An 18,336-nucleotide genomic window follows, 5' to 3' on the forward strand; every position below is an offset into this window, starting at 1 on the left:
TTCTACACCAGGGTGCGCCCCACATAGTCCGTGTCGTGAAGATGTGGGCTCAGCACGGGTGAACGGAAGTTGAACGGCACGCGCGCGTGAGGCGGTCGGTGGCAGGGTGAGCAGCATGGACGGTCGTGACCTGGTGCGTTCGGTGAGTGTGGTCGGTTCGGGGAGGGCGGCTCAGGGGTTGCGTACCGTGCGGGCCGCCTGGCGCAGGAGGCGTATCGACGCGGCCGGGCTGCCGCCGCGGGGGGCCGAGCGGGCGCGGGTCCCGGGGCAGATGCAGGGCGTGGAGCCGGGCCCGGGGGGCGGTCTGATCCGTTTCAGCCGGTCCGAGCTGCGGATCACCGTCGCGGTGAACGGAGCGGTCTTCTGGGGCTGGGACGGGGCGGGTCCGGAACCGTCGTACGCGCTTTCCGGGGGCTGTCCCGAGCCGGATCCGCGGGCGGTGCTGGAGCCGGACAAGGAGGGTGGCTGGCGGGTCGTCGCCGAGCGGGTCACGGTCGTCGTCTCGCGGCACGGGGCGGTGCAGGTCTGCACGCCCGGCGGGGTGGTGCTGCGGCGGGATCTGCCGCCACGCTGGTGGGAGCCGGTCGGCGGGGGCACGGCGCGGTGGATGCAGCGGTCGCAGGTGGCGGCGGACGCCCGGTTCTTCGGCCTGGGCGGGCGGGCCTCGGGGCCTCGGCTGCGGAACGGCACGTACCGGCTGTGGAACACCGATCCGGGCCGGGCGTTCGGGCCTGGCGACGATCCGCTGTACCTGACCATGCCGGTGCAGTTGGTGGTGGCTGACGCCGCGGCCCATCTGGTGTTCCACGACACCACATGGGACGGCAGGGTGACCCTGCGGGAGGGCGAGGAGGGCGCCGGGTCCGGGCACGACCGTACCGGGCACTGCGAGGTGCGCATGGAGGGCGGCCCCCTACGCTGCTGGGTGATGGTGGGCACCCCCGCGCGCGTGCTGCACGCCTGGGCGTCGCTGACCGGGGCACCCGCGCTGCCGCCGGCCTGGGCGCTCGGCCACCATCACGCGCGGTGGGGATTCGGCAGCGAGCAGGAGGTGCGCCGGATCGTCGCGGGCTACCAGGAGCGTGGTCTGCCGCTGGACGCCGTCCACCTGGACATCGATCACTACGAGGGCCACCAGGTGTTCACGGTGGACCGGGAGCGCTTCCCGAAGCTGCCGGTGCTCGCAGAGGAGCTGCGCCGGGACGGGATCCATCTGGTGTCGATCGTCGACCCGGCGGTGAAGGCCGTCCCGGGCAACACCGTGTACGACACCGGGTCGGCCGTGGACGCTTTCGTACGGGACGCCTCGGGGCGCTCGGTGCGCGGCGAGGTATGGGCCGGGGAGTCGGTGTTCCCGGACTTCACGCACGCGCGCGTGCGCAAGTGGTGGGGCGGGCTCTACGAGGAACGGCTGGAGCAGGGATTCTCGGGGTTCTGGCACGACATGAACGAACCGACGTCGTTCAACGCCTTCGGTGAGGCGACGCTGCCGCGTTCGGCACGGCATGCCCTGGAGGGGCGCGGCGGCGACCACCGGGAGGCTCACAACGCGTACGCGCTCTGCATGGCCAGGGCGGCCTACGAGGGGCTGCGCGAGCTGACCCCGCAGACGCGGCCGTTCCTGTTCTCGCGGTCCGGCTGGGCGGGTATGCAGCGCTACGGCGGCACGTGGTCGGGGGACGTGGCGACGGGCTGGCCGGGCCTGCGCGCTTCCCTGTCGCTGGTGCTGGGCCTGGGGCTGTGCGGGGTGCCGTACTCGGGCCCGGACGTGGGCGGCTTCGACGGGAGTCCGTCGCCGGAGCTGTATCTGCGGTGGTTCCAGCTCGGCGCGTACCTGCCGCTGTTCCGTACGCACGCGAGTCTGCGGGCGGGACGCCGGGAGCCCTGGGAGTTCGGCCCCGAGGTGCTGGAGCACGCGCGCGTGGCGCTGGTCGGACGCCGTCGGCTGCTGCCGTACTTCCTGACGCTGGCGCACCTGGCGCGGCGCACCGGCGCGCCCTATGTGCGGCCGCTGTGGTGGGGGGCGCCGGAGGACCGCGCGCTGCGCGACTGCGAGGACGCGTTCCTGCTCGGCGACGGTCTTCTGGTGGCGCCCGTCCTGGATCCCGGGGCCGACCGGCGTGCGGTCCAGCTGCCGCGCGGCCGTTGGTACGACACGGTGACGGAGCGGGCCTACGAGGGTCCGGGGCAGGTTCTCGTGGACGCTCCGCTGTCACGGATTCCGGTGCTCGCGCGCGCGGGTGCGGTCATCCCCGTACGTGGTGAGGACGGCGGGCTCGAACTGGAGGCATGGGCGCCCGCCCGTGGACGGAGCGGGGGCGGGCTGGTCGTGCGCGATGCCGGCGAGGGGTGGGACGAGCCGGTGATCGAGCGCTATGCCGCGCGCCTGCGGGGCGGACGGGTGGTGGTCACCCGGGCGGAGCGGGAGGACGGCGCGGGTGAGCCGCCCTACCCGGTGCGCATACGGGGACTCGGCTGAGCGGCCGGCTCAGATGTAGCGGCCCTCGAACCATGCCCGAACGGCCAGGGTGTGCAGCGGGAAGGCGAGTTCCTCGGGCCTGCGCAGCAGGTGCCAGCCCTCGGTCTCGTCGGTGGCCTCGGAGTGCGGGAGTCCTTCGGCCGTGCGTTCCGGAAGGAGTCCGAACAGCAGCAGATGTCCGTCGGGGGAACTCATGGCGTCCACGAGCCGCACGTCGCGGGCGGACGCGTCGATGCCCGTCTCCTCCTTGAGCTCGCGGACGACGGCCTGCTTCCAGTCCTCCCGGTCGTCGATGTAGCCGCCGGGCAGTGCCGTGCCTCCGCGCGCGGGGGCGACGGTCCGGGTGATGACCACCAGGGCCGTGCCCTTGGTGTCGTACACGGGCTGGAGCGCGATCGCGACCGGCAGCGGGTTGCGGTAGGCGACGGTCCCGCAGGCGGGACACGTGCGCGGCCAGCCGGAGATGCCCTCTCCGAAGGGCGCTCCGCAGCTCGAACAGTGAGAGCCCGGCACGGAGTTGACATTCGAGTGTTGAATTTCGGACACGCGCGGACTGTATCCGATCAGAGGAAGGACATGTTCCGGCAACGGCGTGCAGTCCGGCGGCAAGGGCGAGGAGGGGCGGCCGGGGCCACCCCCGTCGGCCCCGGCCGCCCCTCGCGATACCACGACGCCGGAACGGGTCGCCCGGTTCGCCGGTGCACCCTGCCCATTTCCGGTTGCCCGTGGCACACTTCTGACGCATCGTCAGATCGCGTCGCCCGCCGGGAGGAACTTTGTCGCGTACACGCACACCCGCGGTCTCCGGCTGGTTCACCGGCGAGGGGGACCGCTTCCGGCTGCTGGGCACCCGCTGCTCGTCCTGCGCCTCCGTCTTCTTCCCACGCGAGGACGGCCATTGCCGTAACCCGCATTGCGCCGGGGGCGCCCTGGAGGAGGTCCCGCTGTCACGCAAGGGCCGGATCTGGTCGTACACCGACAGCCGATACCGCCCTCCGTCACCCTATGTGAGCGATCCGGAACTTCCGTGGGAGCCGTACGCGTTGATCGCCGTGGAGCTGGAGTCCGAGCGGATCGTGGTGCTGGGACAGGCGGTTCCCGGGGTCACCGTCACCGATCTGACGGTGGGCATGGAGGTGGAGGTCGTCCCCGGAGTGCTCGACGAGGACGCGGAGACGACCTGGACGACCTGGCACTGGCGGCCGACGGGGGTGACGGCATGACGGCGGAGGTGGCGGTGCTCGGTGCGGGCATGCACCCGTGGGGCAAGTGGGGGCGCGGCTTCGCCGAGTACGGGACGGCGGCGGCCCGCGCGGCCCTCGCGGACGCCGGACTCAACTGGCGGGACGTCGGCTCCATCGTGGGTGCGGACACGGTACGCGGCGGATATCCGGGGCATGTGGCGGGGGCGACCTTCGCCAAGGCGCTGGGCTGGCAGGGAGCCCGGGTCGCGAGCGTCTACGCGGCATGCGCGTCCGGAGCACAGGCGATAGCGACCGCACGGGCGCAGATCCTCGCCGGGCTGGCGGACGTCGTTCTCGTGGTGGGGGCGGACGCCGCGCCCAAGGGGTTCTTCCGCCCCGCGGGCGGGGATCGCCCCGACGACCCGGACTGGCTGCGGTTCCGTCTGCTGGGCGCGACGAACCCGGCGTACTTCGGGCTGTACGCGCGCCGCCGGATGGCGCTGCACGGCGACACTCCGGAGGACTTCGCCCTGGTCAAGGTGAAGAACGCCGCCCTGGGGGCGCTCAACCCGTACGCGCGCTACCGCAAGCGGGTCACCGCCGAGGAGGTAGCCGCCTCCGCGGTGGTCGCCGATCCGCTGCGGCTGCTGGACATCTGCGCGACCTCCGACGGCGGCGCCGCCCTGGTGCTGTGCAGCCTGGACTTCGCACGCCGGCACGGCGCGGCGCGGCCGGTGCGGATCCGAGCCGTGTCGACGGTGACCCCGCGCTTCCCGAGCACGGTGCTGGACCTGCCGGACATCGCCACCGACTCGGCCGCCGCGGTGGAGCCCCCGGGCGAGACCTTCCGGGCGTCCATCGCCAGGACCGCCTACGAGGAGGCGGGCATCGGCCCCGAGGACCTGTCCCTGGCGGAGGTCTACGACCTGTCCACCGCGCTGGAACTGCAGTGGTACGAGGATCTGGGGCTGTGCGGCAAGGGCGAGGGCGCGAAACTCCTGCGGGAGGGGGAGACGGCCCCGGGCGGCCGCATACCCGTCAACACCAGTGGCGGGCTCGCCTCCTTCGGCGAGGCGGTGCCGGCCCAGGCCATCGCCCAGGTCTGCGAGCTGACCTGGCAGTTGAGGAACGCCGCGGGCGACCGCCAGATCCCCGGGGCGCGTGTGGGGATCACGGCGAACCAGGGGTTGTTCGGACACGGGTCGTCGGTGATCGTGGTGCGCTGAGCCGAGCTCGTCACAGGGGTGTGCGACGGATGGGACTCAGGTGAATGTCCACGCTGTGTGATCACCCCGGAATGCTGCGTGAACGTCTTATGAACTGGGCCTGGGCGTACCCGGGCAGCGACATCATGCTCCCGTGCACTCCTGGACGGATACTCTCCGCTTCGCCTTCCAGCCGGTGGTCAACCTGAGGACTGGCGCGGTCGCCGCACTGGAGATACTCGCCCGCCCGGAGGCCGGCGACGTCCTGGCCGAAGCCCGCCGAGATCCCGAACTCGACGGCAGACTCGCCACGCTGGCCCTCCGCGCGGCCACTCGCAAGGAGACTCTGCTGCCGCTGCACCTGAACGTGTTCGCGGCCACGCTCGCCGACCTCGGCGGCCTGACCCCGCTGCACGACGCCGTACGCGCGGCGGGGCGCATGCCCTGGGAGGTGACCCTCGATGTCGTGCCGCCCTACACCCACGTACCCCAACGGGCCCTGCTGGAAGCGGTGACCTCGTTGCGCGACCAGGGGTTCCGGATCAGCGCCGACGGCATCGGGGACGGGGACGTCCCGCTCAGGCTGCTCACCGACCTCTCCCCCGACCTCGTGAAGCTCGACGCCTCGCTGCTGGCCCGGCCCGCCGCGGTGCGGGCGATGCGGACGCTGTGCGAGCAGCTGGGTGCCCTGGTGGCGGTGGAGGGCGTGGAGACCGAACTGCAGTGTGCGGCGGCGACATCGGCCGGCGCGCAGCTCGCCCAAGGCGAACTCTTCGCCCCGCCGGCCCGGATACCGGCAGCAGAGGTCTTCGTTCCGCCCCGGCCTCCCGGGGCGCCGGCCGTGCCCCGCTCCGGGCCGTCGGTACGGGAGTTCGTGCGGCCCGCAGCCGTCCTGCCGGTCACGGCCTCGGCAGGACAGGTACGGGCGCTGCTGACCGGCTCGCCGGACGTCTCCGGGGTGCTGCTCGTGGACCAGTCCGGGGTGCCTGTCCGCTCGGTGCACCGGTCGCGGTTTCTGCTGTCGATGTCGGGTCGGTACGGGCACGCCCTGTACGCGGACCGGCCCGCCTTCAAGCTGGGCGACGTGCCGCGCACCGTCGGCGCCGACGCCACCGCCTGGGAGGTGCTGGACGTGGTGGCGATCGGCGGCCGTGACCGCACCTCGGACGATGTGGCGGTCGTCGACCACAGCGGCCGGTGCGTGGGCGTCGTACGGCTCGCGGATCTCGTGCGGGCGCTGGCCGAGACCCGGGTGGAGGAGGCGGCCGGGCTCAATCCGCTGACCCGGCTGCCCGGTTCCGACGCGATCACGAGTGAGGTGGACCGGCGGATCGCCGACGGGCGGGCGTTCGCGCTCAGCTGGCTGGACATCGACCACTTCAAGCAGGTCAACGACGGCTCCGGCTTCGCGGCCGGCGACGAGCTGATCCGCTCGGTGGGCCGGGCGCTGCAGCAGACGGTGGCCGCCCACGCGCGCGTGGGTCACATCGGCGGGGACGACTTTCTGGTGCTGGCCGAGGAGGAGGCGCTCGATCCGCTGGTCGCGGCCATGCTGGATGCGCCTTGGTCGGCGGGCGGGCGCACGGTCACGCTGTCCCTCGCGACCATCGTGTGCCTGCCCGGCAGCGTGTCCGATCATCGCCAGGCCGCCGCGCGTCTCGCTCCGCTGAAGAAGACGGCGAAGGCGCTGAACGGGTCGAGCTGGGTGCTCGGGCGCGCGGGACTGCCGGGGCTGGAGATCCGGCGCGGCTCAGGGGCGGCCCCGCTCCAGGCGGAGTGTGCGGCCGCCGAGCAGCTCGGGTGAACGTCCCTGTCGTATACGGCCGTTGAGTACCCACCTGCGGGAAGGTAGCCGTCGGCTCCCGCTCCCGGGGCAACCGCTGTCATCGTTGCCGTCGGCGACCTTGACGGTCCCTCTGCGCCGGTGAACACTTCCCGGTGTCAGCCGACATCGCCGTACATTCTCGGCGTTATCAGGCACTGCTCCGTGGGTCCTTCTGTTCCACGGTCCGTCCGCTCTGGGCGATCCGGCTGCGACGGCACGCTCGTCACAGACGCCGGGCGGGGCGCGGGACCCTCCCTGCCTTCGGCTGAAGTCGCCAAGGGAACCGTTCCTGCACGGAGGGCCGGGGTCGCTCGCCCCGAGCCGGCGCCTAGGGAGCCGCCATGAGCAATGGAGACATTTTCGTCGGCGAGGTCATCGGCACGGCGATCCTGATCCTGTTCGGTGCCGGAGTCTGCGCCGCCGTCACCCTCAGACACTCCAAGGCGCGTGCCTCGGGGTGGGTCGTCATCGCGTTCGGCTGGGGATTCGGCGTGCTCGCGGGCGCCTACACCGCCGCTCCCCTCTCCGGCGGCCAGCTCAATCCCGCGGTCACCATCGGCATCGCCGTGGACACCGGCAAATGGGGCAAGGTCTGGGTCTATCTCCTCGGCGAGATGGTCGGCGCGATGCTGGGCGCCGTCCTCGCCTACCTGGTGTACCTCGCGCAGTTCCAGGCCAACGCGCGCAAGGAGGACTCGACCGGGGACGCCGACGACGAGCCGCTGCCGACCCTCGGCATCTTCTCGACCATCCCGGAGATCCGGAACCCGGTCGCCAATCTCATCACCGAGATCATCGCGACGATGGCCCTCGTGCTGCCGATCCTCGCCTTCGGACTGACGAAGGGGCTCGGTGAGTCCGGCACGACGGTGCTGATCGTCTCGCTGCTCGTCGTCGGTATCGGACTCTCCCTCGGCGGGCCCACCGGCTACGCCATCAACCCGGCGCGTGACCTCGGCCCGCGCATCGTGCACACCTTCCTGCCGATCCCGAACAAGGGCACGTCCGACTGGGGTTACGCCTGGATCCCGGTGGTCGGCCCGCTGATCGGCGGAGTGCTCGCGGGCCTCGTCTACAACGCGGCCTTCTGACCCAGCGACCCGACCCAGCGACCCAGGGACAGCCATGACGGATTCCGCCGAGAAGTACGTCGCCGCCATCGACCAGGGCACCACGTCCAGCCGCTGCATCATCTTCGACCACGGCGGCGCGATCGTCGCCGTGGACCAGCGCGAGCACCGCCAGATCTTCCCCAAGCCGGGCTGGGTGGAGCACGACGCCACCGAGATCTGGTCCAAGGTGCAGGCCGTGGTGGCGGGGGCGCTCGCCAAGGCCGGGCTGCGCGCCGACCAGCTGAGCGCGCTCGGCATCACGAACCAGCGGGAGACCACGGTCCTGTGGGACCGCGCCACGGGCAAGCCCGTGCACAACGCGATCGTCTGGCAGGACACCCGTACCGCGGCACTGTGCAACGAACTGGGCGGCACCGACGGCCAGGACCGCTTCCGTGACCAGACCGGACTGCCGCTGGCCAGTTATTTCTCCGGGCCCAAGGCGGCCTGGCTGCTGGACCAGGTGCCCGGTCTCAGGGGCCGCGCCGAACGCGGCGAGATCGCCTTCGGCACCATCGACTCCTGGCTGATCTGGAACCTCACCGGCGGCACGGACGGCGGCCGGCACGTCACCGACGTGACCAACGCCGGCCGCACCATGCTGATGAACCTGGAAACCCTCCAGTGGGATCCCTCCATCCTCTCCGCGATGAACGTGCCCCAGGCGATCCTGCCCGAGATCAGGTCGTCCGCCGAGGTGTACGGCACGGCCGTCGGCCAGCTCGCCGGTGTGCCCGTGGCCTCGGCGCTGGGCGACCAGCAGGCCGCCGTGTTCGGGCAGGCCTGCTACGACGTCGGCACCGCGAAGAACACCTACGGCACCGGCAGCTTCCTGCTGCTCAACACCGGCGACCGGCCGGTGCCGTCCAAGAACGGGCTGCTGACGACGATGGGCTACAAGATCGGCGGTGAGGCGCCAGTGTACTGCCTGGAGGGGTCCATAGCGATAACGGGCGCGCTGGTCCAGTGGTTCCGCGACCAGCTCGGCATCATCCGTACCGCCGACGAGATCGAGACACTGGCGGCGAGTGTCGAGGACAACGGCGGTGCCTACATCGTGCCCGCCTTCTCCGGCCTGTTCGCGCCGTACTGGCGCTCCGACGCGCGCGGGGTCGTCACCGGGCTGACCCGGTACGTCACGAAGGCCCACCTCGCGCGCGCGGTGCTGGAGGCGACGAGCTGGCAGACACGGGAGGTCGTGGACGCCATGTACCAGGACTCGGGGGTGCGGATCACCACGCTGAAGGTCGACGGCGGCATGACCAAGAACAACCTGCTCATGCAGCATCAGGCGGACGTCCTCGGCGTGCCGGTGATCCGGCCCCGGGTGTCCGAGACCACCTGTCTGGGCGCCGCCTACGCGGCCGGTCTGGCGACGGGCGTGTGGAACGACCTCGACGAGCTGAAGTCGCACTGGCAGGAGGACGCCCAGTGGACTCCGGCGATGGAGGCCGCGGTACGTGACCGCGAGTACCGCAACTGGCGCAGGGCCGTGGAGAAGAGCTTCGGCTGGCTCGAGGACGACGAGGCCTAGGCGCCGGGGCGCGCTTCACGCGCGCGTGCGGCATCCCACAGGGACCGCGGCCCGTACCCCGGTCGGCGGGGGTACGGGCCGCGCCGTGGGTCAGGTGGTGACGGCCCGGCGGCGGTCGACGGCGTAGTCCATCGCGTGCTGGACGACCCCGATCAGCACCTCCTTGGCCGACTCCCGGTCGCGGGCGTCACACAGCAGTACGGGCACGTCCTCGTCCAGGTCGAGTGCCTGGCGGATGGCCTGCGCAGGGTAACGGTCGGCGCCTTCGAAGCAGTTGACGCCGACGAGGAAGGGTATGCCGCGTCTCTCGAAGTAGTCGACGGCGGCGAAGCAGTCCTCCAGACGGCGTGTGTCGGCGAGGACCACGGCGCCGAGCGCGCCCTCGGACAGCTCGTCCCACATGAACCAGAACCGTTCCTGCCCGGGCGTTCCGAACAGGTACAGCACAAGGTCCTCGCGCAGGGTGATGCGGCCGAAGTCCATGGCCACGGTGGTCGTGTGCTTGCCCTCCACGCCGGTGGTGTCGTCGACGGGGCGCCCGGCCTCGGTGAGCAACTCCTCGGTGCGCAGCGGCCTGATCTCGCTGACTGCGGCGACGAGGGTCGTCTTGCCCACGCCGAAGCCGCCGGCCACCAGGATCTTGAGCGTGACGGGCTCGACCGGGGGCTTGCCGCGCTCAGAACGCCCGAAGATCATCGATCTCTTCTCCTGCTTGATGGTGGTCGGACGACGGTCGGCCGTAGCCGCCGCCACCGGGGGTTTCGATGACGAGTACGTCGCCGGGACCGACGTCCGCCGAGCCGCTTCCGCCGAGTTCAGTGACGGTGCCGTCGGCCCGCTCCACCCGGTTGGCGCCGAGCGCGCCGGGCTCGCCGCCCGCCATGCCGTACGGCGGCACGCGGCGGTGCTGGGAGAGCGTGGAGACGGTCATGGGTTCGAGGAAGCGGATGCGTCGCACGGCGCCGTGCCCGCCGCGCCAGCGTCCGGCGCCGCCGCTGCCCTGCCGGACCGCGAACTCCTCGAGTCTGACAGGCAGTCGCCACTCCAGCACTTCGGGGTCCGTGAGCCGCGAGTTGGTCATGTGCGTCTGTACGACGTCGGCGCCGGGGAAGCCGTCGCCCGCTCCGGATCCGGAGGCGACGGTCTCGTAGTACTGGTGGCGTTCGTTGCCGAAGGTGACGTTGTTCATGGTCCCGGAGCCCTCGGCCTGGACGCCGAGCGCGGCGTACAGGGACCCGGTGACGGCCTGGGAGGTCTCCACGTTGCCCGCGACGACGGCGGCGGGTGGTTCGGGGGCGAGCATCGAGCCGGCGGGTACGACGATGTCCAGGGGGCGCAGGCAGCCGTCGTTGAGGGGGATGTCGTCGGCGACCAGGGTGCGGAAGACGTACAGGACCGCCGCGTTGACGACCGAGAAGGGGGCGTTGAAGTTCGTGGCGAGCTGTGCGGAGGTGCCCGTGAAGTCGATGGTCGCGCGTCGTTCGGCACGATCGACGCGCACGCGGACGCGGATGACGGCGCCCGAGTCCGTCTCGTAGGCGTACTCCCCGTCGTCCAGGGCGTCGATGACGCGGCGGACGGATTCCTCGGCGTTGTCCTGGACGTGCCGCATGTAGGCCTGTACGACGTCGAGACCGAACTCATCGATCATGCGGCGCACCTCGTCGACGCCCTTCCGGTTGGCGGCGATCTGGGCGCGCAGGTCGGCGAGGTTCGTGGGGACGTTGCGGGAGGGGTGGGGCGCCTCGGCGAGAAGCCGTCGGGTCTCCTCCTCCCGGAAGCGGCCGTTCTCGGCGAGCAGCCAGTTGTCGAAGAGGACGCCCTCCTCCTCGATGGTCCGGCTGTGGGCGGGCATGGAGCCGGGGGCGATGCCGCCGATCTCGGCGTGATGGCCACGGGAGGCGACGTAGAAGAGAATCCGCGGCTCACTCTCCGTGTCTGCCGCGGAGTCGGTGTCGAAGACCGGGGTGATCACGGTGACATCGGGCAGGTGGGTGCCGCCGTGGTAAGGGTCGTTGACGGCGTAGGTGTCGCCGGGGTGCATCGAGGTGCCGCGGCGGCGGATGACCTCTTTGACGCTGGTGCCCATGGAACCGAGGTGGACGGGGATGTGCGGGGCGTTGGCCACCAGGTTTCCGTCCGGGTCGAACAGGGCGCAGGAGAAGTCCAGGCGTTCCTTGATGTTGACGGACTGGGCCGTGGACTCCAGCCGGGCGCCCATCTGTTCGGCGATCGACATGAAGAGGTTGTTGAAGACCTCGAGCAGAACCGGGTCGGCTTTTGTGTCGAGGTCGGAACTCTGCGTGATCACCGCGCGTTCCATGACCAGATGCCCGTCGTCGGTCGCGGCGGCCCGCCAGCCGTCGTCCACGACGGTCGTGGCGCCGGCCTCGGTGACGACCGCGGGGCCGGTGACGGTGTCGCCGGGCGGAAGGGCCTCCCGGCGGTGGAGGGGCACGTCGCGCCAGGTGCCACCGGTGTGGAGGCGGACGGTTTCGGGAGCGGCGGGACGGCCCTCGTACGGGGCGAGGGCGGAGAGATCGGGGGGTGCGGTAAGGCCGGTGGCTTCGACGGAGAGGGCTTCGACGACGATCGGGCGGTCGAGGGTGAAGGAGTACGTGGCGCGATGACGTTCTTCGAAGGCGTGCTTCATGGTGCCGGGGTCGGTCAGCTCGACGGTCAGGGTGGTGTCGGTGCCGTCGTAGCGCAGCTGGGCGCGGCGGGTGACCTCGATACGGTCCTCCGGGACGTCCTCGGCGAGGAGTTCGGCGCGCGCGGCGTCCTCCAGGTCGTCGGCCGTCCTGCGGATGCCGGGCATCGAGGCGGCTTCCAGCGGTGCCTCGACGGATTGTTCGCGCATGGCCGTGGTGTCGGCGAGTCCGATGCCGAGCGCGGACAGGAGGCCTGCCATGGGGGGTACGAGGACGGTGCGGATGCCGAGGGAGTCGGCGACCCTGCACGCGTGCTGGCCGCCCGCTCCGCCGAAGGTGGTCAGGGCGTAGCGGGTGACGTCGTGGCCCTTCTGGACGGAGATCCGCTTCACCGCGTTGGCGATGTTGGCGACGGCGATCTGCAGGTAGCCCTCAGCGACCTGCTCCGGGGTGCGGTCGTCGCCGGTGCGCTCGCTGATCTCGCGGGCGAGGGCGGCGAAGCGGTCGCGGACGAGCGCGACGTCCAGCGGCTGATCGCCGTCCGTGCCGAACACCGCGGGGAAGTGGGCGGGGTGGATCCGGCCGAGCATGACATTGGCGTCGGTGACGGTGAGCGGGCCGCCGGCCCGGTAGCAGGCGGGTCCGGGGTCGGCGCCGGCCGAGTCGGGGCCGACGCGGTAGCGGGAGCCGTCGAAGTGGAGCACCGAGCCGCCGCCCGCGGCCACGGTGTGGATGTCCAGCATGGGGGCGCGCAGCCGGACGCCCGCGATCCGGGTGGTGAAGACGCGTTCGTACTCGCCGGCGAAGTGCGACACGTCGGTGGAGGTGCCGCCCATGTCGAAGCCGATGACGCGGGCGAAGCCGGCCCGCTCGGACATGCGGGCCATGCCGACGATCCCGCCGGCCGGCCCGGAGAGGATGGCGTCCTTCCCGCGGAACTGTCCGGCCTCGGTGAGCCCGCCATTGGACTGCATGAACATCAGCCGTACATCCCGCAGTTCGTCGGCGACCTGGCGCACGTAGCGTCGCAGCACGGGCGAGAGGTAGGCGTCGACGACGGCGGTGTCCCCGCGCGGGACGAGCTTCATCAGCGGGCTGACCTCGCTGGAGAGCGAAATCTGCGGGAAGCCGATGCGGGCGGCGAGCTCGCCGATCGCGCGTTCGTGGGCGGGGTGGAGATGGCTGTGCGGACAGACGACGGCGACCGCGCGGATCCCGTCGTCGTAGGCCTGCCGGAGCGGGCCCGCGAGGGCGTCCAGGTCGGGGGCCCGCAGGACGGTGCCGTCGGCGGAGATGCGTTCGTCGGCCTCGATCACCCGCTCGTACAGCAGCTCGGGCAGCTCGATGCGACGGGCGAAGATGCCGGGGCGGTTCTGGTAGGCGATGCGCAGGGCGTCGCGGAAGCCGCGGGTGATCACCAGCAGGGTGCGTTCACCCTTGCGTTCCAGCAGGGCGTTGGTGGCGACCGTCGTGCCCATCCGGACGGCGTCGACGGGCTCCCCGGAACCGGCGAGCAGTTCACGTACGCCGGCGACGGCCGCGTCGGCGTACCGGGCGGGGTTGTCGGACAGCAGCTTGTGCGTGAGCAGGCGGCCGTCCGGGCGACGCGCGACGATGTCCGTGAAGGTGCCGCCACGGTCGACCCAGAACTGCCAGCCTGTCACGTCACTACTCCGCTTCCGCGCCGGTCACAGCGCCCGGAGGCCGTTGATCACGTCGCGCAGAATACTCTCGTCCGGCAGCTCGGCCGGGGGCACCGGCCGTGTCACATGAACGAGTTCCGCGTGCACGAGATCTCCGATGAGAACGCGCACCACTCCGATGGGCAGCTTGAGTTCCGCGGCGAGTTCGGCCACCGACTGCGGTGCCTCACGGCACAGTCCGACGATGTCCACGTGCTCCGGGGCGAGCGTGGGATCGCCCTCCGGATCGCCGGTGTGGGGTTCGGTGACAACCACCGCGATCAGATCGAGGCGGTGCTGAGCCGGACTCGTGGTGCGGCCGCGCGTCATGGCGTAGGGACGGACGACCGGCCCGGCCTCGTCGTCGAACCAGTGGCTTCTTCCCTGACCGTCTCCGCTCATGTCATTTCACTACCCGCCTGCGGGCAGATCGGTGCGCGGAGCGGTGCCCAGATGCACGCCGACCCGCTTGACCAGGAGTGTCATTTCGTAGGCCACCTGGCCGACGTCGGAGTCGGCGTCGGAGAGGACGGCGAGGCAGCTGCCGTCCCCGGCGGCGGTCACGAACAGGAAGGCGTCGTCGAGCTCGACCACGGTCTGCCGGACGCTGCCCGCGTCGAAGTGACGGCCCACCCCCTTGGCGAGGCTGTGGAAGCCGGACGCGACGGCGGCCAGGTGCTCGCTGTCCTCCCTGGTCAGGTCCTTGGACACCCCGGTGGGCAGACCGTCGCCGGAGAGCACGACGGCCTTGCGGATGCTGGCGACCCGGTCGACGAGATCGTCCAGGAGCCAGTTCAGCTCCACCTTGTTCGTCTCGGTGGAGCCGGTGGCCTTCGGTGCGGTCATCGACCGTCCCCCTTAGTCGTTCCTTGTGCTGAGCCGTTCTGGGCGCCTTCGCCCGCGGCGTTCTCCTTGCGGCCGCGCTGCCAGCCGTGCTGGAGCGAGGCCATCCGGCTGCGGACCTCGTCGGCGTCGCGGTCGGAGGGTTGCGCCGCGGACTCGGGGCGCCGGTCGGGTTCCTGCTTGAGCTGCGGGGCCAGGTTGGCCTGCCGTATGCGTCGGGGCAGCGGTCCGGTGCCGGGCCCGGGTTCCGGGACCGCGCCGCCGGGGGGCGGGTCCGCATCGCCCGGGCCGCCGCTGGAAGCGGCCGCCGAGGGCCGGGGCCGTCTGGGCAGCGCCGGGACCTCGGGGGTCTCGTCCGTGCTGCCCGCCGAAGTCGCCGCGCGCTCGTCGGGGTCGTGTGGCCCGGGGGACCGCCGGGCCGCCTCGCCGCGGCGGCGGGCCGGCAGCGGGGCCGGTCCGCCCGTGTCGGAACGGCGGCGCCCGGTCGCGGGCTGCTCGTCGGGGTCACCGCGCCGGGGGCGCTGCTCGGTGACGGGCTTGCCGTGCGAGCTGACCAGCTTGGGCGTCTGCCGCCGGGGCAGCGGTACGGGTCCGCCGGAGCGCTGGGCGGCCGGCCTGTCGTCGGCGTGGCTCTCGTCGGCCCGCGGGGAGGCCGGCTGATGGGGCTCATCCCGCCGGGAGGCGGCCGGGTCGTCGGCGCTGCCGCGGGAGCGGGGGCGGAACAGCCCGCCGCGCTCGGTCTCCTCGTCCGTCAGCGCCCCCGGGAAGTCGTCGATGGCGTCCAGGTCCACGGGGCCCTCCAGCTCGACCGGTCCGTCCAGCAGGGAGGTCGGCACGCCGGGCAGTTGCGCCGGCGCCTGGGAGCGGCCGGAGGAGAGGCTCGCCGCCTGCCCGGCTTCCCCCGAGGGGCGGGCGCGGTCGAGGCGGAAGCCGATGCCGTTGGTGTCCGGGACATCGTCGGTGAGCAGTGTGTCGGGAATGAAGACGATGGCGGTGGTGCCGCCGTAGGGGGACGGCTGAAGGGAGACCCGGACGTTCTGACGCTGGGCGAGGCGGCTGACCACGAACAGGCCGAGCCGGTCCGTGTCGGAGAGTTCGAACTCGGGCGTCTCGGCGAGCCGGAGGTTGGCGTCCAGCAGTGCCTCGGCCGCCATGCCCAGACCCCGGTCGTGGATCTCCAGGGTGAAACCGTTGGCGACCCGCTCGCCGAGCACCTGCACGGCGGTGTGCGGCGGCGAGAAGACCGTGGCGTTCTCGAGGAGTTCGGCCGCCAGATGGGTGAGGTCGGCGACGGCCGGGCCGGTGACGGCGACACGCGGCAGGCGCCGGACCTCGATGCGCTCGTAGTCCTCGACCTCCGCGACGGCGGCGCGGACGACGTCCATCAACTGCACGGGTCTGCGCCACTGCCGCGACGGTGCGGCGCCGGAGAGGATCACCAGGCCCTCGGCGTGCCGGCGCATACGGGTGGTGAGGTGGTCCAGGCGGAAGAGGTCGGCGAGTTCGTCGGTGTCCTCGGTCCTGCGTTCCATGGTGTCCAAAAGGGTGAGCTGCTTGTGCAGCAGCACCTGACTGCGGCGGGCGAGGTTGACGAAGACCTCGGAGACGCCGGCGCGCAGTTCGGCCTGCTTGACGGCGGCCTCGACGGCGGCGCGCTGCAGGGTGTTGAGGGCCTGGCCGACCTCGCCGATCTCGTTCTTGTCGTACTCCAGCCGGGGCACCTCGGTCTCGACGTCGACCTGTTCACCGGCGGACAGGCGCCTCATCACGCTGGGCAGCCGCACACCGGACGCCTCGTGCGCCTCCAGGCGCAGCTGGCGCAGATCGCGGATGAGGCTGCGGCCGACGCGCACGGACAGGACGATGGAGAGCAGCAGGGTGACGAGGCCGAGGACGCCCGCGACGGCCGCCTGCACGATGACGCTCATGGCCACGGGCCGTACCCGGTCCTGGAAGCGATCGCCGGCCTGGTCGTCCATGGTGCCGAGTTGGTCGAGGACGCCGGCCGCGGCGGAGTCCCAGGTCCGGGCGGTGACGCCGTGCGGGGTTCCGGCGTCCGTGCGGACGGCGTTCTCCTCGGCCACGCGCAGCGGGGCGGTGGTGGCGTTCTTCCAGAAGCGTTCGTACCGATCGCGCTCCGCGGCGGGCAGCAGCGGCAGGCTGGTGTCGTACAACAGGGTGCGCTGGGCGATGAGGTCGGAGATGTCGCGGGTCTCGTCGTGGGAAAGCGTGCCGACCACGAGCGAGGAACCGAGCAGGGCGTCCTCGCGGGAGAGCAGCTCGCGGGCGCGGCCGATGTTGATCATGGCCTGACCCTGCTTTTCGATCTCGACGTCGTCGATGCCGTCGAGCACGGAGAGCAGGGAGAAGCAAGAGTCCACGAGCCGGTCGTAGAGGCCGAGTGCCTGGGCGCGGCTGACCGTGCGCTCCTCGACGCTGCGGCGCAGCGAGTCGAGGCCGTCGAAGGCGTCCAGGGCGGCGGTGAGGCGTTCGGTGTCGGACTCGTCCATGTCGTCGAGAACGTCATGGTCCTGGGCGTTCTTGCGGATCTTGGCGACCGCACGGTCGGTGGCGGCGCGGGTGCGGTGCAGCGCCGAGAGGGCGTCGGCCGCCCGCGGGTCGGCGAGGTAGACGAGGGTCTGGCGGCGTTCCTCCTGCAGGACGCGGACCGTGTCGTCGGCCGGGTAGCCGATGTTCTGTACGACGTCGGTCACATGGAAGAGCCGGGTGACCTCACGTCCCGTGAGTACCGTGGCGAAACCCCAGACGGCGGTCAGGGACACCAGCGGCACGAGAAGCAGCGCCACGATCTTCCGGCGGATCGACTTCCCGCGAAAGCGCATGGCCTCCCCCAGCTCGACCCCCACCGGCCGGGGGTACACATGTCCGTCAACAAACGGCGCGAGCCTACTACCGCCCCACGACTAACTCGAAGACACGTCCGGAGGATGAACTTCCGCTCCGGCGCCGAGAGATGGCGAGTTGTCCGGGTATTATGGGAGATTGCGCCCGGGTTGTGCGCTCCCACATCGGGACCGGCCGAAGCAGTACGGACAGCCAGTTGGCTGGAAATTTTCGCAAGTGGGGAATCTTCGCGGGGCGTTGTTCGTCCTTCTCTACGGGAGATGGGGGCGGAATCGGCCACAGGAGCCGCATCCCGCACCCCGGCGGCGTAAAACAGCGCAAGCCGGGCAGCCACTGGGGAGTCGGGGCCTTCGGGCACCGGGGCGAGCGGTCTGCCGGCGGTGGGGAGTGACACGGTGATGGGGACGGCGGAGCGGCGCGAGGCGCCCGAGGAGAGCGAGGCGGAGCGCTCGGCGGAGCGACGGCGCCGTCAGGCGCCGGATCGCGACATTCCGGAGCGGGGGCGTGCCGGGGAGCCCGTGGTCGGGCAGCAGGAGTCTTGTCACCGGCCGTTGTGGATCGAAGAGCCCGCGCGGCGGCGCCGGATGCCGGATCCGGTGCGTACGGCGGCGGTACGGGCGGTGCTGATCATCGCGGTGACGCTGATCCAGGCCATGGTGGCGTTCCTGTGCACGCTGGCAGGCTCCTGGCTGGCGTTCCCGATGGTGATCAGCAGCGTCGCCAGTACGGTGGTGGCGACGTGGGCCGCGGTCGATGTGTGGGTGACCCGCCAGGTGTGGAGCCAGCGGCACGGCGTGGTCTCCGAGCCGAGCAGCACCGCCCGCTCGCTGCGCCGCGAGCGCCGCGCCCGTCGGCGTCAGGAGCGGATCGCCGCGCGGGAGCAGGAGCGGATACGCCGACGGGGCGGCACCGGGCAGCTGTCGCATCCCTGACCTTCGGACGGGCCGGTTGCGGTG

13 protein-coding genes are annotated in these 18,336 nt (G+C 71.7%); 7 read left to right on the forward strand and 6 right to left on the reverse strand.

Going from position 1 to position 18,336, the window contains the following annotated elements; genetic code table 11:
- Positions 1–115: 115 nt before the first annotated feature.
- A complete protein-coding gene (locus AVL59_RS33385) occupies positions 116–2,479 on the forward strand; it encodes a glycoside hydrolase family 31 protein (protein WP_079147138.1) in 2,364 nt (787 codons plus the stop codon).
- A gap of 9 nt (positions 2,480–2,488) precedes the next feature.
- Here AVL59_RS33385 and AVL59_RS33390 read toward each other — a convergent pair whose 3' ends face one another.
- Positions 2,489–3,025: an NUDIX domain-containing protein gene (locus tag AVL59_RS33390; RefSeq protein WP_067312174.1), complete on the reverse strand. Its 537-nt coding sequence runs from the start codon at positions 3,023–3,025 to the stop codon at positions 2,489–2,491.
- Positions 3,026–3,255: 230 nt separating this feature from the next.
- On the opposite strand from AVL59_RS33390, the gene AVL59_RS33395 reads away from it, so the two are divergent.
- From AVL59_RS33395 to glpK, 5 genes are all read left to right on the forward strand, one after another.
- Positions 3,256–3,702, forward strand: a complete 447-nt coding sequence (locus AVL59_RS33395; protein WP_067312176.1) for a Zn-ribbon domain-containing OB-fold protein — start codon at positions 3,256–3,258, stop codon at positions 3,700–3,702.
- The gene (locus AVL59_RS33400; RefSeq protein WP_067312179.1) at positions 3,699–4,889 is read left to right on the forward strand and encodes a lipid-transfer protein; all 1,191 of its coding nucleotides are present in this window, start codon (positions 3,699–3,701) and stop codon (positions 4,887–4,889) included. The genes AVL59_RS33395 and AVL59_RS33400 overlap by 4 nt, the downstream gene beginning before the upstream one ends.
- A 133-nt stretch (positions 4,890–5,022) precedes the next feature.
- Positions 5,023–6,672, forward strand: coding sequence for a GGDEF domain-containing protein (locus tag AVL59_RS33405; RefSeq protein ID WP_067312182.1), 1,650 nt, complete (start codon positions 5,023–5,025; stop codon positions 6,670–6,672).
- Positions 6,673–7,034: 362 nt separating this feature from the next.
- Positions 7,035–7,784 (forward strand): MIP/aquaporin family protein, encoded by a 750-nt coding sequence (locus AVL59_RS33410; protein ID WP_067312184.1) that lies wholly within the window; start codon positions 7,035–7,037, stop codon positions 7,782–7,784.
- Between the two features lie 34 nt (positions 7,785–7,818).
- The gene (gene glpK / locus AVL59_RS33415) at positions 7,819–9,339 is read left to right on the forward strand and encodes a glycerol kinase GlpK (protein WP_067312186.1); all 1,521 of its coding nucleotides are present in this window, start codon (positions 7,819–7,821) and stop codon (positions 9,337–9,339) included.
- A 90-nt stretch (positions 9,340–9,429) separates the two neighbouring features.
- On the opposite strand, the gene AVL59_RS33420 is transcribed toward glpK, so the two are convergent.
- The 5 genes from AVL59_RS33420 to AVL59_RS33440 are packed head-to-tail and all read right to left on the reverse strand — an operon-like array spanning position 9,430 to position 17,358.
- Positions 9,430–10,035, reverse strand: coding sequence for a GTP-binding protein (locus tag AVL59_RS33420; protein ID WP_067312189.1), 606 nt, complete (start codon positions 10,033–10,035; stop codon positions 9,430–9,432).
- Positions 10,016–13,654, reverse strand: a complete 3,639-nt coding sequence (locus AVL59_RS33425; RefSeq protein ID WP_067312192.1) for a hydantoinase B/oxoprolinase family protein — start codon at positions 13,652–13,654, stop codon at positions 10,016–10,018. The genes AVL59_RS33420 and AVL59_RS33425 overlap by 20 nt, the downstream gene beginning before the upstream one ends.
- Before the next feature lie 24 nt (positions 13,655–13,678).
- Positions 13,679–14,074: a DUF742 domain-containing protein gene (locus AVL59_RS33430; protein ID WP_067312194.1), complete on the reverse strand. Its 396-nt coding sequence runs from the start codon at positions 14,072–14,074 to the stop codon at positions 13,679–13,681.
- Positions 14,075–14,083: 9 nt separating this feature from the next.
- Positions 14,084–14,518, reverse strand: coding sequence for a roadblock/LC7 domain-containing protein (locus tag AVL59_RS33435; protein ID WP_067312196.1), 435 nt, complete (start codon positions 14,516–14,518; stop codon positions 14,084–14,086).
- Positions 14,515–17,358 carry a nitrate- and nitrite sensing domain-containing protein gene (locus AVL59_RS33440; RefSeq protein WP_067318063.1) on the reverse strand — a complete coding sequence of 948 codons (2,844 nt, stop codon included), beginning with the start codon at positions 17,356–17,358 and terminating at the stop codon, positions 14,515–14,517. Before AVL59_RS33440 ends, AVL59_RS33435 begins: the two co-directional genes overlap by 4 nt.
- A 420-nt stretch (positions 17,359–17,778) precedes the next feature.
- Here AVL59_RS33440 and AVL59_RS33445 point away from each other — a divergent pair, with 420 nt between their 5' ends.
- Complete coding sequence (locus tag AVL59_RS33445) at positions 17,779–18,312, forward strand: hypothetical protein (protein ID WP_067312198.1); 534 nt, start codon at positions 17,779–17,781, stop codon at positions 18,310–18,312.
- The last annotated feature ends 24 nt before the right edge of the window (positions 18,313–18,336 follow it).

Source organism: Streptomyces griseochromogenes, assembly GCF_001542625.1.
In the GTDB taxonomy this organism is placed as follows: Bacteria; Actinomycetota; Actinomycetes; order Streptomycetales; family Streptomycetaceae; genus Streptomyces; species Streptomyces griseochromogenes.